The organism is Bdellovibrionales bacterium (assembly GCA_018266295.1).
Classification (GTDB): Bacteria; Bdellovibrionota; Bdellovibrionia; order Bdellovibrionales; family Bdellovibrionaceae; genus JACMRP01.
The window spans coordinates 1-14,102 of record JAFEAQ010000013.1; the positions used below are offsets into that span (position 1 = coordinate 1).

At 47.3% G+C, this 14,102-nt stretch carries 11 protein-coding genes; 7 read left to right on the forward strand and 4 right to left on the reverse strand.

The genetic code is table 11. The annotated features are described in order from the left end of the window. The first annotated feature begins 454 nt into the window (after positions 1-454). Genes JSU04_14830 through JSU04_14840 form a run of 3 tightly spaced genes read left to right on the forward strand, consistent with a single transcriptional unit; the run spans position 455 to position 5,655 of the window. Positions 455-1,102, forward strand: a complete 648-nt coding sequence (locus tag JSU04_14830) for a TetR family transcriptional regulator (GenBank protein MBS1971583.1) — start codon at positions 455-457, stop codon at positions 1,100-1,102. Further along, positions 1,099-2,517: a TolC family protein gene (locus tag JSU04_14835; protein MBS1971584.1), complete on the forward strand. Its 1,419-nt coding sequence runs from the start codon at positions 1,099-1,101 to the stop codon at positions 2,515-2,517. Before JSU04_14830 ends, JSU04_14835 begins: the two co-directional genes overlap by 4 nt. 18 nt (positions 2,518-2,535) lie before the next feature. After that, positions 2,536-5,655: an efflux RND transporter permease subunit gene (locus JSU04_14840; GenBank protein ID MBS1971585.1), complete on the forward strand. Its 3,120-nt coding sequence runs from the start codon at positions 2,536-2,538 to the stop codon at positions 5,653-5,655. A 23-nt stretch (positions 5,656-5,678) separates the two neighbouring features. On the opposite strand, the gene JSU04_14845 is transcribed toward JSU04_14840, so the two are convergent. Further along, positions 5,679-6,260, reverse strand: coding sequence for a hypothetical protein (locus tag JSU04_14845; protein MBS1971586.1), 582 nt, complete (start codon positions 6,258-6,260; stop codon positions 5,679-5,681). After that, positions 6,257-7,648 (reverse strand): YdiU family protein, encoded by a 1,392-nt coding sequence (locus tag JSU04_14850; GenBank protein MBS1971587.1) that lies wholly within the window; start codon positions 7,646-7,648, stop codon positions 6,257-6,259. The genes JSU04_14845 and JSU04_14850 overlap by 4 nt, the downstream gene beginning before the upstream one ends. A gap of 138 nt (positions 7,649-7,786) precedes the next feature. Here JSU04_14850 and JSU04_14855 point away from each other — a divergent pair, with 138 nt between their 5' ends. Next, a complete protein-coding gene (locus tag JSU04_14855; protein MBS1971588.1) occupies positions 7,787-8,194 on the forward strand; it encodes a MerC domain-containing protein in 408 nt (135 codons plus the stop codon). Positions 8,195-8,301: 107 nt separating this feature from the next. Beyond that, positions 8,302-8,727 carry a high-potential iron-sulfur protein gene (locus JSU04_14860; protein MBS1971589.1) on the forward strand — a complete coding sequence of 142 codons (426 nt, stop codon included), beginning with the start codon at positions 8,302-8,304 and terminating at the stop codon, positions 8,725-8,727. Between the two features lie 33 nt (positions 8,728-8,760). Here JSU04_14860 and JSU04_14865 read toward each other — a convergent pair whose 3' ends face one another. After that, the gene (locus JSU04_14865; GenBank protein MBS1971590.1) at positions 8,761-10,440 is read right to left on the reverse strand and encodes an AMP-binding protein; all 1,680 of its coding nucleotides are present in this window, start codon (positions 10,438-10,440) and stop codon (positions 8,761-8,763) included. Positions 10,441-10,512: 72 nt separating this feature from the next. Between JSU04_14865 and JSU04_14870 the strand changes: the two genes are divergently transcribed. Together JSU04_14870 and JSU04_14875 are read left to right on the forward strand one after the other, a co-directional pair. Beyond that, entirely contained in the window at positions 10,513-11,697 is a 1,185-nt protein-coding gene (locus JSU04_14870; protein ID MBS1971591.1) for a hypothetical protein, read from the forward strand. Continuing rightward, on the forward strand, positions 11,666-12,160 hold the full coding sequence (locus tag JSU04_14875) for a peroxiredoxin (GenBank protein MBS1971592.1): 495 nt from the start codon (positions 11,666-11,668) through the stop codon (positions 12,158-12,160). Before JSU04_14870 ends, JSU04_14875 begins: the two co-directional genes overlap by 32 nt. Before the next feature lie 67 nt (positions 12,161-12,227). Here JSU04_14875 and htpG read toward each other — a convergent pair whose 3' ends face one another. After that, a complete protein-coding gene (gene htpG / locus JSU04_14880; protein MBS1971593.1) occupies positions 12,228-14,087 on the reverse strand; it encodes a molecular chaperone HtpG in 1,860 nt (619 codons plus the stop codon). Positions 14,088-14,102 lie beyond the last annotated feature (15 nt).

A 14,102-nucleotide genomic window follows, 5' to 3' on the forward strand; every position in this document is an offset into this window, starting at 1 on the left:
GGTGAGAGTTTCAGTTTTTCAGTGATGTGCGATGAGACTTACGTGTTCGCCCAGTCGCTTACTTCGCGTGGGCCATCCGTCCGTGAGAACGGGGCTGTCCGACCATCGTGGTCGGCCAGGCGAGGTATGTGGGAAGGCGATTTAAATATTTTTTGGGATAGGTGAAAAGGTATCAGGTCGCTTTTCTGGATCAGATCTTGTTGGTTTGATATGAAGCTCGTTGGGATTCATTCCTTGCGTGCCGAGGTGGCGTACTTCAAGGATTTGGAGTGATATTTATTCGATCCGTTCAAGGGAAGGCTCGAGGAGGGCCGAACCTGCGAACTTGCTGTTGGGGTTCGGAGGGGGAGAAGGACGGCGTGGCTCTGTGGATAACTGGACTTAGGTCGGATCATTTTGAACGGACGTTTCAAAGTTTTGATTTAAACGTTCGTTTGAAATAGCCTGTGGACCTATGCTCGAAATAGCAAAACGGACATCGCAGGATCTGAGCGCGCGCGAATGGCTTTTACAAGTCGCCGCAAAGCTTTTTGCTGAAAAGGGGCTTGAAGGCACCAGTGTTCGCGACATCGCAAAAGTCGCTGGTTTAAATCTCAGTCTCGTCAGCTATTACTTCGGCGGTAAAGAGGGACTTTATCGCGAGATCATTCAGAACTTCGCGCTGACGATCAAAAGCGAAGTTGAAAAAATCATCCGTATCTCGGAAGCAGAAGAAACTTCAAAGGAAAATCTCGAGAAGGTTTTCATGATGATGGTTTCAAGCTTTTCCGAGATTCGCTCCGTCTATCCATATCATGGCATTATTTTGCAGCGTGAACGCCTGACGGGGCTGCCGTTTGCCCGGGATATTTACGAAACGACGTTTACTCCCATCGGTCAGAGTTTAGTGAAGCTCATCGGAAAGGCTCAAGTGAAGGGGCTTGTGCGCAAAGACCTCAATCCATTGCTGATCTTTATTTTTCTTCAGGAGTCCATTCTTGGCTTTCACAATATTATGAACTGTCAGCTTGAGATGATGCAGTCGCCAATGAGTCATGCGCAAAATTTTAAAGATTTTCAAAAACAATTAGTTACTATTTTCGTTCAAGGGATCTTCATATGAAAAAGCACAAATACGCCCTTCTTATGAGCTTGGCTTTCGCACACCTGAGTGCCTCAGCGATGACTCTCGAGCAATATCTCGCGGAAGTGCAAAAACGTAATAAAGACTTTCAAGCCTATACGACATCGGAAGAGGCGGCGGAGGATCGCCGTGAAGCCGGTGATCTGGGGCTTTCTCCAGTGCTTACGATGGCTGGCGGCTACCTCAGCGATGAAGCTCAGCCCCAGACAATCGGTTCAAAAATCGTCTCAAGACAATATAGCCTCGGTGTTGCAAAAGAATTCTCTTCCGGAACAAAAGCGTCTGTGACTGGAAACGTTCAGCAAACGCAGATTCGTGATGTGCCAACCGGGTATGAGAAGTTTGCCAACTATTCCGCATCCAGTCTGGGCGTGTCTTTGAGTCAGTCTTTGTGGAAAAATTTTTTCGGAAATGGCACGCGCCTTCGCCAAGAGCGCCAAGCAGCTGCAGCTACCTATGAAAAACAAGGTTACAGCCTTCAGCAGCGTCAAATCTTGATTGATGCAGAGATGGCATATTGGGATTACCTCTATCAACAGGAGGAACTCAAATCCCGCATGGAATCGCTGGAGCGTGCGAAGAAAATTGAAACCTGGTTAAAGCGCCGTTTCGCAGATGGGATCAATGATAAAGCGGATTTCCTCAATGGCCAGGCATTGACGGCTTCTCGCCAGTTGCTTTTGGATTCCACCCGTGACCAAGCTGTATCTGCTGAGAAAAACCTGCGTCTCTATTTGGAAATGGATGATAAAGAAAAAACTCCGAGCCTGGAATCGGATTTTAAAAAGCCGCGCGACATCCGCGCTTTGGTGGGCGGCAACGCCGGCCGCGTCGTTCGTTTAGACGCCTACTTGGCGGCACTGGATGCCAAGACCAAGGAGCTTGGAGCTAAAGAAGCAAAAGATCAATTGCGTCCTGATCTCGTTCTTTCCGGTTCATACAACACGAATTCGAATATTCAAGACAGCCCCGCATCTGCTTTAAATAAGATCTCGAATTTGGATATTCCAACGGCAAAAGTGGGTTTGAATTTTACCTATATTTTCGATACAGACGCAAAGGTTTCGCAAGAGGCTCTTTACCGCAAAGAAGCTCTCGCGGCCCAACTTAAGAGCGAAAGAAAGATGCTTGAAAGTGAAGTGTCCTGGGGAGAGCTTCTTCGCCGTTACGGTGAAATGTTAAAGCAGATCGATACTGCCGAACGCATTAGTCAATTGCAGACGAGCAAAGCAAAGGAGCAGTCCTTAAAACTGAGCCGTGGCCGCGCCGTCACCTCGGATGTCGTGAATTCGGAAGAAGATGCGGCGAATTCGATTTTGACTTTGAATCGCTTGCGTTCAGAAGCGCGAAAAATGGAAGCCCAAAGCAGACTTTTTATCCGGTTGAATGAGTAATAGAAAGCGGAGCTATCAATGAATTTATCATCACTCTCAATTAAACGACCGATTTTCATCTCCTGCGTGGTTTCACTTATGTTGATCCTCGGGGTGATTTGTCTTAATAAAATGCCGGTGGATCTCTTTCCGGATGTGACATTTCCGATTGTTGCGATTCAAGTAACCTATCCAGGCGCTTCGCCGATTGATATGGAAAAACAAGTTTCCAAGCTGATCGAAGATGAGCTTGGCAGTTTGTCCGGTCTAAAAACCATGACGTCGAATAACCTGGATTCGGTGGCGATGATCATCCTAGAGTTCCGTCTAGGGACGGATGTGAAGGATGCCGAGCAACAGGTTAGAAATCGTCTTGGCAATATCCGCAGAAATCTTCCAAATGATATCTATGAACCGGTCATTTTCCGTTTTGACCCTGCCGATCAGCCGGTAATTACCCTTGCGTTTACGTCAAAACTCCCTGCGGGAGAGGCATATGACGTAGCCAACGAGCTCATCAAACCTCAGTTTGAGCGCCTCAGTGATATCGGTAAGGTGGATGTGGTCGGCGGCCGTAAGACTGAGATTCAAGTCTTGATCGACAAAAAGAAAATCCAAGACCGTCAGATCTCGATGTTACAGATTTCAAAGCGTGTTGAAGAAACTTCGAAAGATATTCCCATCGGTAAAGTTGAAAATCCGATTAAAGAACTTCTGATGAGAACCATCGGGGAGTTTTCGTCTTTAGATGAAATCAAGAACGTCAACGTGAACTTTGTCGGTTCTGACCGTGCTGTGCTACTTAAAGATGTCGGTCGTGTTGAAAAAGGTCTTGAAGATCAAAAGACGATGGCCAGTATCAAAGGCTCGCCGGCGTTGCTTTTGCAGGTTTATAAGCAGTCAGGCTCTAACACGGTGGCAGTCACCGATGCCGTTAAAAAGAGTCTTGAGAAGGTCAATAAATATCTCACAGACAAAAAGATCGATGCTCATGTGCAAGTGGTTCGTGATATGTCCCGTCCGATTCGCCTGAATGTGGTGGACGTGAACGAGTCGATCCTCATCGGTATTTTCTTGTGCGTCGTCGTGGTGTTCTTCTTCTTGGGGTCTGGTCGATCGACTTTTATTACGGGCATGGCGCTTCCGAACTCGCTCCTTGGCGGTTTTGTTGTGATGTATGCCATGGGATTCTCGATTAACATGATGACGCTCTTGGCGCTTTCGTTGGCGGTCGGTCTTTTGATCGATGACGCGATCGTGGTGCGTGAGAATATTTTCCGTCACATGGAGATGGGAAAAGATCCGAAGACGGCCGCTCTCGAAGGAACGACCGAGGTTGCTCAAGCCGTTGTTGCAACAACTTTGGTTGTGATCGCGGTTTTCGGTCCGATTTCATTCCTGTCGGGGATTATCGGTCAGTTCTTTAAACAGTTCGGCCTGACAATCGTGTTTACGATGCTGATTTCGTTGTTTGACGCCTTTACGGTGGCACCAATGTTGTCAGCTTATATGGCATCGCCAGCGGAGCATGATAAAGGAAATGGTTTTATCGCAAGAATTCTAAAAGCGTTTGATCGCTTCCAGACAGGGCTTGAAAATACCTATGAGCGTTTGTTGGAAAAAACTCTGAAGTTTCCAAAAACAGTTCTGTTCTTGGGATTCTTGATCTTTGTGGCGAGTATGATGACAGTGCCGTTCATTCCTAAGACATTCTTGCCTCAGGCCGATAACGGTGAGTTCGGTGTGACTATTGAAATGCCGGTGGGAACTTCTTTGCAAGGAACCGCTGACTTCACCAAAGGAATCGAGGACATTCTGAATGCCGATCCGGCTGTGGATATGGTTTTGACAACCGTCGGCTCAAACAATGGAGAGGCTAATAAGGCCAACCTGTTTGTTCGTTTGGTTGAAAGAAAACTGCGTTCTATGACCACCACTCAAATGAAAACAACGATTCGCGAGAAGCTAAAGTCTTTTAATGAAAAAGCAGTTGTTGAGATCGGTGATATCGATGCCGTGAATAGCGGTCAGAAGCCGTTTAATCTGAATATCACGGGCGATAATCTTGAAGAGCTTTCGGCATACGCAAATAAACTTAAAGAACGTATTCGTAAAATTCCAGGTCTTGTCGATGTGGATACGAATTTCCGCTCGGGAAAACCGGAGTTCCATGTGGTCTTTGATCGTGAGAAGTCCGAGCATCTCGGTGTTTCAACCGTCATGGCGGGGGCAGAGCTTCGTAACCGCACGGAAGGTAACGAAGCGGCGGTTTTCCGCGATAAAGGGATTGAATACAAAGTCCGTGTTCGTTTCGATGAACAATATCGCGATTTGCGCAGTCAGTTTAATACGACCCTCGTGCCGAATGCGAATAACAATATGATTCCACTTAATCGTATTGCAAAAGCGGAAGATACTCTGGGTTATTCACAGATCAACCGTCAGAACAAGAGCCGTTTCATTAACATCGGCGCAAACTTGGGGCCAACAGGATCTTTGGGTACGGTGTCTGAAGAAGTACAAAAGATCGTAAAGGATGAAATGCCGCCGCCTCCAGGAATCGATTACCGATTCCAAGGACAAGCAGAGGATTTTCAAGATTTGATCTCAAGCATGTTGCTTGCGATCTTCTTGGGCGTTCTTTTCATTTACTTGGTGTTGTCATCGCTGTACGAAAGTTTCGTAACGCCGTTTACGATCCTTCTTGCGTTGCCGCTGGCGATGTGTGGAGCGATGGTTGCGCTCCTGGTGTTTGGCAAGAGTATCGATATCTTCTCGTTGATCGGTATCGTTCTTCTCTTGGGAGTTGTGGCAAAGAATTCCATCTTGCTTGTGGATTACACCAAGCAAATGGAACAAGCGGGACATCCACGTAACGAGGCGATCATTAAGGCCTGCCGTACGCGCCTTCGTCCTATCTTGATGACGTCACTAGCATTGATCTCGGGGATGATTCCGATCGCAATTGGTTTGAATGAAGCCAGTGCGATGAGAACATCCATGGGGATTGCGATCATTGGTGGATTGATCAGTTCGACGCTATTGACCTTGCTCATCGTTCCTGCGGCTTACGGATTCGTGGATAACTTCCGGATGGCTGCCGGTAGGTTCTTCCGCCGCTTCGGCGGACATACCAAAAAAGAATTCGAGAAAGCATAAAATAAGAGCGGGGAAACCCGCTCTTATTCTTTTTCCGTTTTGAGAGTGTCGATCGCTCTTTTAACTTTTCCAGGACGGCCGCTGTCAATTCCCGATATACTGATCTGTGCTAGAAGTGTGAGGCTCCGGTGTTTTTGCGTCTTTAAAACACTCAACATACTGTCTTTCACTGCGGAACTAAGATTGGGGTCTATCCCAAGTTCATCGAGGGCTTCGATCGCCGTGACACGCAGGCCTGCTTCAAAGCTCTGCCTCATCTGATCGGCAGAGTGAGGATCTTGAGAAATCGCCACAGGCATAGGAGCCGTCGCTATGGCGGTGAGGGCCGGTAGGGCGGCAGGCCCCATCTGGGTGAGCGTATACAGAGCTTTTCTGCGGGCCTCTTGGGATTGAGACTCGTCACGCACCATCTGCGAGAGCTGTTCTAATTCTGCCGAGGGTGTTGCACTTATTTTTTTGGACAAAGGTGTTTGCTGCGCACTTTGCTGAGGCGATGGTGTCACTGCTGTTTCCGTGGTGGAAACACTCTGTGATTTTGCATAAAACTGATAGATAACTCCGCCAATAACTGCCAGAGCAAGGATCCCAAGAAAGCATTTTTTCATGGGCGTGGTTCTATCATAAAAACGTCATAAATGCCCCGGAAAGACCTGATCTCATCGATTTTTCTATGGAAGTAACTCCAATCGTCGCGCTCAGAGATGTGTGACCAAATAGATTCGATTTCATCTATCAGCAGAGTGCAAGGCTTTCCGTTGGTAAAGTATGGATGAGATACAAGGGACGTATTGGCCGTTTCAAAGTCGGCAAGCTGGGTTTTAAATTTTTCAAAATCCTCACCTTTATAGAAGTCCTTTTGCGGAGAGGTTTGCCAGCGCGGAGACATGATCCCGCCGAAGAAGTCAAAGAATGTCTGCTCGTAAAGAGCTGGGCTTGATTCTAAAAACGTATAGAAATTTTTTAAAAGCTCACTATCAGCCTCTGCGCCGCGCGATTTGAGGTTGAGGCGAGTCAAGAAAAGGCGTTGCACATGAGCATTGAATTCATCGGCAAACTCTTCAAGGATTTCATCCACCGGCAGAGATTCGTAACGGAGCTTCAAGCATTCACCCAGGCGTTGCAGATTCCACAGCATTGTCACCGGCTGACGGCCGAAAGAATACAGCCCGCGTTGATCAAAGTACGCGGCGGTAAAGCGCACATCGTATCGAGGCAAGAAGCGGTAAGGACCGTAATCGAAGCTCTCGCCGGTGATATTGATGTTATCCGTGTTCAGTACGCCATGAACGAACCCAGCCATCATCCACTGCGCGGTCAGCAGAGCGCAACTGCGCACGACTGCCTGGTAAAATAAAAAGGCACGCTCGTCAGCATCCGCCGATTGTAAATTCGGATAGTAGTACTTCAAACAAACATCCGTCAGCTTTTCGATATTGGCGGTGTCTTTGGTATAAGCTAGGCGCTGAAACGTTCCGATGCGCATATGCCCGTGACTCAGGCGCACAAGCACCGCCGCACGAGTGGGTGAAGGTTCATCGTTGCGCTCGAGGTTTTCGCCGGTCTCGAAGATGCTAAAAGTTTTACTGGTATGGACTCCCAAGCTTTGTAAAAGCTCTGTCGCTAAAGCTTCGCGGTAAGCCCCTTTGAGTGTGAGTCGGCCATCGCCAGCGCGAGAGTAGGGTGTTTGACCACTACCTTTGGTGCCGAGATCATACCATGTGTCGCCGACGGGAATTTGCGCGAATAAAAAGCCGCGGCCATCGCCGAGCTCGTGATTGTAGTGCATGAATTGATGGCCGTGATAGCGAAGGGCCAAAGGCTCCGGTAGGTTCCCAGGCAGTGGCTGAAAAGCCCAGAAATGCTTTTGCCATTCTTCGGGGGATAAAGAGCCAAGGCCGACAGTCTCAGCGGCGGCTTGATTGCGAAAACGCAAAATAGCCTCGGGAAACACGGCGGGTTTCACCGGATCGAAGAAGTCGGGGCCAAGGGCCATGATAGGGCTATCGCCGTGAATATTTTCTCTGTCCACAGACCTTTTATCCGCGAGCTGGGCCTAAAAGACAAGGCCATAAGGTCTCGTTATTGACAATTATTTGCAATTAGAAGATAACAACATCAGCACAGAGGAAAAATGTCCTTGGATCACGCCAGTCCCCCTGAAATTAAAACTGACCTCAAAGAATGGGACCGTACGGGGGCTCTGCTTTCGGCATTGTGTGCACTTCACTGCCTAGTGACACCATTTATCACCCTGAGCTTACCCTTGTGGGTTTACTCTATTCATTATTCTCCGGTGCATCTGTTTATCTCTATTTTTATTTTTCCAATTGCGATCTACTCTTTTTGGAAGGGTTATAAGAAGCACGCGAACAAATCGGTGCTGTTCTTAGGCGGCCTTGGCCTCGTTCTTTTAAGTGTTGCTTTAATTTCGCCAGCTTCGCGCAATCAGCTTCGTTGGAATGACATCATGACGATTGTCGGTAGCATCGCGCTCGTTTCCGGCCACTTCTTTAATCGCCGTTTTTTGCTTAGAAAATAAGCTTTCTCTTGATGCGATGGGCATCTGTTTACTGTGTTACTTGCAAACTAAATGAAAAAGGAGCAGCCTTGGGAAATACAACTGTATTTGCATCAAGGAGGCTACAGATGGAGCAAAACACTAGTCGTCGTCGTTTTTTCGTTCACATGGGTCAAATGATCGGTTTGGCAGCAATTGCGCCTGCATTGTTTGGTCAAAAAGTATTCGCTGAAGAGAGAAGAAGAGCTCGTCCTTCTGAAGGCGGAGCGGCTCCTGCTGCCGGTGGTGGTGGGGATTTGGCTTTGCCAATGGTTGAGCCAGGTAAAGGTGCTGCGGGCCCAGTAAACTATCATCTCAAACATGCAGATGTGAAAGACGCAGCTTTGAAAGTTGAAAGAAGCGGAGTTCCTTTTGAAAAGCAATTCTGCAACGGTTGCGGTTTTTACACTAAAGTGGGCAACAAAGATGGCGGCGAAGTTGGTAAATGCCAAATCTTCCCGAATCAATTGGTGAAAGGCACTGCTTGGTGCTCTTCTTGGAATAAGAAAGCTTAATCAGCTCAAAGTGGACGAAGTAGCTCGAGAGAGCTACTTCGCTGCTTGTTGAACGTGTTCGTCGCGCAAAGCACGGCGCAGGATTTTCCCCACATTCGTCTTTGGTAATTCAGTTCTGAATTCCACTTCTCTTGGAACTTTATAATTCGTTAAGCTCTTCTTTGCTTGAGCAATCACATCCTGAGCTGTCAGGTTCGGATCCTTCTTCACAACGAAAACTTTCACGACTTCGCCGGAGTGCTCATTCGGAACACCGATTGCGGCCACCTCAAGAACGCCCGGGTGAGAGGCAATCGCATCCTCAACTTCATTCGGGTAAACATTGAAACCTGAAACAAGAATCATGTCTTTTTTACGGTCGACGATTTTAAAGTAACCATCTTCATCGACAACCGCGATATCGCCAGTATGAAGCCAGCCGTTTTTGAGAACCTTAGCGGTTTCATCAGGACGCTTCCAATAGCCTTGCATCACTTGCGGGCCGAAAACGCACAGCTCGCCCGATTGCCCAGGAGGAACCTCTTGATCGTTGTCATCAACAAGTTTGATGTTGGTGCTTGGAACCGGCAAGCCTATCGTGCCGACTTTGTCGCGGCCGTCAATCGGGTTACAGCAAGCCACCGGCGAAGTCTCGGTCAAACCATAGCCTTCGACGAGAATGCTTTTTGTGAGTTCTTTCCAGCGATTGCAAACGGAGGTTTGCAAAGCCATCGCGCCGGCAACACTCATTTTGAGTTTTGAGAAATCAAGTTTGCGGAATTCTTCGTTGTTCAGAAGACCGTTGTAGAGCGTGTTCACGCCCGACATCAGAGTAAAGTGATTGTTGCGCATATCTTTGACCAGCGCCGGAAGATCGCGTGGATTTGTAACCAGCACGTTGTGTGCGCCGTATTTCATGAACGCGAGGCAATTCACTGTCAGAGAGAAAATATGATAAAGCGGAAGTGGTGTGATGCAAACTTCTTCGCCTTCTTTCAAAACAGGAGTCATCCACGCGCAAATTTGCAACATGTTGGCAATGATGTTTTTGTGACTAAGCACCGCGCCTTTAGAAACTCCCGTTGTTCCGCCAGTGTATTGCAAGAAGGCAATATCGTCATGGGTGCTCGCGATATTTTGGACGGGCTTTCCGTGACCTAGTTCCATGGCTTGCTTGAAAGTGTAAGCGTGAGGCAAGCTATAAGTCGGCACCATTTTCTTGATGTATTTCACCACTGAGTTCACGATCAAACCCTTCGGGAACGGGAAGAGGTCGGCGAGCTCCGTCACAATCACAGATTCGATTTTCGTCTCTTTGAGAATCTTCTCGAGATGGTGAGCAAAGTTCGCCATAATCACGATGGCTTTAGGCTCTGCATCCTTGAATTGGTGAAGCATTTCAGTGGCGGTGTAGAGTGGATTTGTATTTACCACCGTTAGTCCAGACCGGAAGGCGGCAAACAAGGCCACTGGGAACTGAAGAAGGTTTGGCATTTGCAAAGCGATGCGATCGCCTTTTTTCAGTTTTAATTCGTTCTGAAGAAAACCAGCAAAGATCTCGACCTTTTGGGCGAGTTCGGAGTAGGTGATTTTCACGCCCATATTTGAGAAAGCAATCTTCTCAGGATATTTCTGGCAAGCTTCGTCGAAAACTTGCATAATCGAAGAGTATTCCTGCACATTAATTTCTGCAGGGATGCCCTTGGGGTAGTGCTTAAGCCAAATTTTCTCCATCGCGGCCTCCGGGTTTTACTAATTGCAAGTAGCCTCTAAATTTTAGAGAGGTTACGCTAGGGAAGTCAATACATGCGAGTTTTGCTCTTCAGTCTTATCATGCTCATTTTCTGTGCAAGTTGCACTTTCAAAAAGAAAGAGGCAGCTTCTGAGAGCGCGACGCCTGAAGTTCGTGGGGCGCCGGTCCCAAAACTAAAGGCGACGATGACTCCTGAAGCGATCAAGCCTGCGGATCGTGAAGCACAGAAAATTCTCCATTGGTTTGAGCAGATGGACGCGATCTTTCGTGAGTCCCTTTGGGTGATTCGTAAGGAGCGCGCTCCGCAAGGAAAATCGATTTTCGGTAAGTTTCAAAGAGCGCTTCTGGTGGATATGAAGCAGAAGCTTTCGAACAAATCTCTGTTCCGATGCGATGTCTACTCGATGACTCGGAATGTGTCCGGCCTTGGGGGAGTTCCGCAAAATGCGGAGGTTATGCATCAGTGTAACACCAAAGAAAGCTTCATCAAAATCGGTGACTGGAATCATGCAAAGGACACGGAGCTTACCATGAACTTCCGTGGTGGCAATCTCTCGGAGGTTCTGGGTTTTACAACCGGGATTTTAAGTCCGCGGATCAGTTGTAAACTGAAGTCGTCCGAAAATGGCATTATTGAAAATTTCAGCTGTGACGGATTTATGATTGATTATAATCCGGCAAAAAATCAGGTCTTGCGGTTTAATCAATACGAATACCAAAAAAACTCCAAGAACATGCTTTATATCAAAGCGGAAGTTTTGGAAAATCTTGATCCGGTGAAGAAGATTGAAGTGAATATTCCTATGGAAGGAAAGATCACCGTCACAGAAACTGTTTTGCAACAGCCTGAGTATCTGGCAAAACAAGTTCCGGCAACGCCGACCCCGGCGCCAAGTGTTTCTCCGACAGCAAACCTAGAAGCCATTAGTGCAGAGGATATTTATCATGACCGCAACGGCAAAGAAATCGACCGTCAAGAAAACCCGCAAAGCCGCGGCATCCGCGCGCCAAAAGCCCCAAAACAGCAACAGCCGCAAAACTCTTACGAAGGCGTCACGGAAAGCAACGACCAAGCGAATCCCGAAGACCAACAGCAAATCCAACAGCAGCAAGTCATCCAACAGCCGCCTCAGCTCCAGCAAGGGCAGCCTCAAGGAGAGCCTCAGCAGGAAGCCGTCCCGGCCAACGGCCAAGACCTCGACCCGCATGAACAAAACCGCGAGCAAAACACCCGCTAGCTCTATGAAGTTAAACTCAGTCGTGCCAGATTTTACAATTCCATCGACTCACAGCGGGGATGTTTCGCTTTCAAGCCTGCGCGGCAAGAAGGTGGTGTTGTATTTTTATCCGAAAGACAATACTCCGGGCTGCACTCTCGAGGGGCAAGAGTTCAATCATCTGTATCCTGAATTTCAAAAAGCCAACACGGTGGTTTTTGGTGTGTCCCGAGACAGCGTGAAGTCGCATGACAATTTCAAATGCAAATTTGATTTTAAATTCGAGTTGCTTTCAGATGCCGACGAAAAGCTCTGTAAGATTTTTGATGTGATCAAAGAAAAGAACATGTACGGACGTAGGGTTCTTGGAATTGAGCGCAGTACATTTGTAATCAACGAAGAAGGCCAGCTTGTCGGTGAGTTCCGTAAAATCAAAGCGCCAGGCCATGCGGCAGAGATGCTCAAGTTCGTTCAAGGCCTTTAAGCTTCATATTGTAAGAATCATAAAAAAGGCGCCGAGACGGCGCCTTTTTTGTTTGTAGAATCAAGTTCTAGTGCTGACCCAACATCAATTCAGCGAGCTGCTTACTAAAACGTTTCGGATCAGGAATATTAGACCCTTCGTTCAGCAGGGCCTGAGAGTAGAGGACCTCCGTCCAAAGCTTCTGCTGATCGCCTGTCAGGCTCAGAAGCTTTTCAATCACTGGATGCTTTGGATTGATCTCAAGAATGCGCTTGGCATTCATGCCTTGGTCCTGACCCATTTGCGACAAGATCTTCTGCATATGAGCCGAAGGATCGTGACTGCCAGCCACCAAAACCGCCGGAGTTTCTGTCAGACGGTCTGAGATGTTTACATCTTTAACCTGGTCTTTCAGGGTTTCCTTCATGGATTCCATCAAAGGTTTAAATCTTTCAAGGAAGCCTTTTTTCTCTTCTTCTTTGGTTTTCTTTTCTTCTTCCGTATCAAGATTCAGATCTTCTTTGGTGACGGACTGAAGTTTTTTATCTTTGTAATCACGAAGAACATCAACAACCCACTCATCGACTGGATCCGCAAGCAAAAGAACTTCGTAATTTTTTTCCTTCAGTTTCTCGAGATAAGGACTTTCCTTCATTTTCGCGAGGTCATCGCCTGTCATGAAGTAGATGTCTTTTTGACCGTCTTTCATGCGGCCCACGTATTCTTCCAAAGTGGTCCAAGCGTCTCCCGCAGTGCTCTTAAACAAAGTTACGTCCTGCAATTTTTCTTTGTTAGCAGCATCACTTGGGAAACCTTCTTTGAGAACGGCGCCGAATTCCTTCCAGAACATTTCATAAAGACCGCGCTCTTTACTGATCATGTCCTTCAAAGAGCCAAGAACCTTATTAACGACATTTTTGCGGATCTGAGTGACTTGACGGTCTTGTTGCAAAATTTCGCGTGAAACGTTCAAAGACAGGTCGCTGCTATCGACAAGGCCTTTTACAAAGCGCAAGTACTGCGGAATGAGGTCTTTACAGTCTGCCATGATGAACACGCGTTTAACATACAGACTCAGGCCATACTCCGTATCGCGCATGTTGAAGTTCCAAGGCTTTTGTGTCGGGATGTAGAGCAAAGCATTAAACTCCATCGTGCCCTCAGCACGGTAGTGAATGGTCTTAATTGGATCATTCCAGTCGTGGCTAAGGTGATGATAGAATTCTTTGTATTCTTCTTTCGTAATTTCAGAAGGAGATTTCAGCCACAGCGCTTTTTGGCTATTGAGGGTTTCATCTTCTTTTTCGCCCTTCATTTTAATCGGATAAGCGATGAAGTCCGAATATTTTTTCACCAGCGCCTTCAGAGTAAATGCATCCGTGAAATCTTGAACTTCATCCTCTTCAGCGAATTTCTTTAAGTGAAGCGTAATCGTTGTTCCGTGGCCTTCAGCGCGTGGGATTTCGTCAATCGTGTAAGTGCCGTCGCCTTTGCTTTCCCAAAGGGTGCCAACGTGGGTACCTGCTTTTTGTGTGTGAAGAGTCACTTTGTCAGCGACCATAAACGAAGAATAGAAGCCCACACCAAACTGACCAATGAGTTCTGGGCGTTCTTTCATTTCTTGGCTGAGCTGAGCAAAGCGTTTTGTGCCAGAGCGGGCGATGGTGCCGATGTATTCGACCACCTCTTCAGGGCTCATGCCGATCCCGTTATCTTGGATTTTCAGCGTATGGGCTTCTTTATTGGGCTCCAGGCGAATCATCAACTCTGTGCCTGGAGTCATTAAATTGTCCTGAGTCAGGGAGTTGAACTTCAATTTGTCGATCGCATCGGACGCGTTGGATACGAGCTCACGCAAAAAGATTTCTTTGTGTGAGTAAAGGGAATGGATCATCAGATCCAAAAGTTGTTTGATTTCAGCGTTGAAGCTTTGTGTCTGTTTCGCCATCGTTAAACTCCTTTA

Coding starts and splice junctions, on each gene's coding strand:
- JSU04_14830 (MBS1971583.1), top strand. CDS start 455: ATGCTCGAAATAGCAAAACGGACATCGCAGGATCTGAGCGCGCGCGAA.
- JSU04_14835 (MBS1971584.1), top strand. CDS start 1,099: ATGAAAAAGCACAAATACGCCCTTCTTATGAGCTTGGCTTTCGCACAC.
- JSU04_14840 (MBS1971585.1), top strand. CDS start 2,536: ATGAATTTATCATCACTCTCAATTAAACGACCGATTTTCATCTCCTGC.
- JSU04_14845 (MBS1971586.1), bottom strand. CDS start 6,260: ATGAAAAAATGCTTTCTTGGGATCCTTGCTCTGGCAGTTATTGGCGGA.
- JSU04_14850 (MBS1971587.1), bottom strand. CDS start 7,648: ATGGCCCTTGGCCCCGACTTCTTCGATCCGGTGAAACCCGCCGTGTTT.
- JSU04_14855 (MBS1971588.1), top strand. CDS start 7,787: ATGTCCTTGGATCACGCCAGTCCCCCTGAAATTAAAACTGACCTCAAA.
- JSU04_14860 (MBS1971589.1), top strand. CDS start 8,302: ATGGAGCAAAACACTAGTCGTCGTCGTTTTTTCGTTCACATGGGTCAA.
- JSU04_14865 (MBS1971590.1), bottom strand. CDS start 10,440: ATGGAGAAAATTTGGCTTAAGCACTACCCCAAGGGCATCCCTGCAGAA.
- JSU04_14870 (MBS1971591.1), top strand. CDS start 10,513: ATGCGAGTTTTGCTCTTCAGTCTTATCATGCTCATTTTCTGTGCAAGT.
- JSU04_14875 (MBS1971592.1), top strand. CDS start 11,666: ATGAACAAAACCGCGAGCAAAACACCCGCTAGCTCTATGAAGTTAAAC.
- htpG (MBS1971593.1), bottom strand. CDS start 14,087: ATGGCGAAACAGACACAAAGCTTCAACGCTGAAATCAAACAACTTTTG.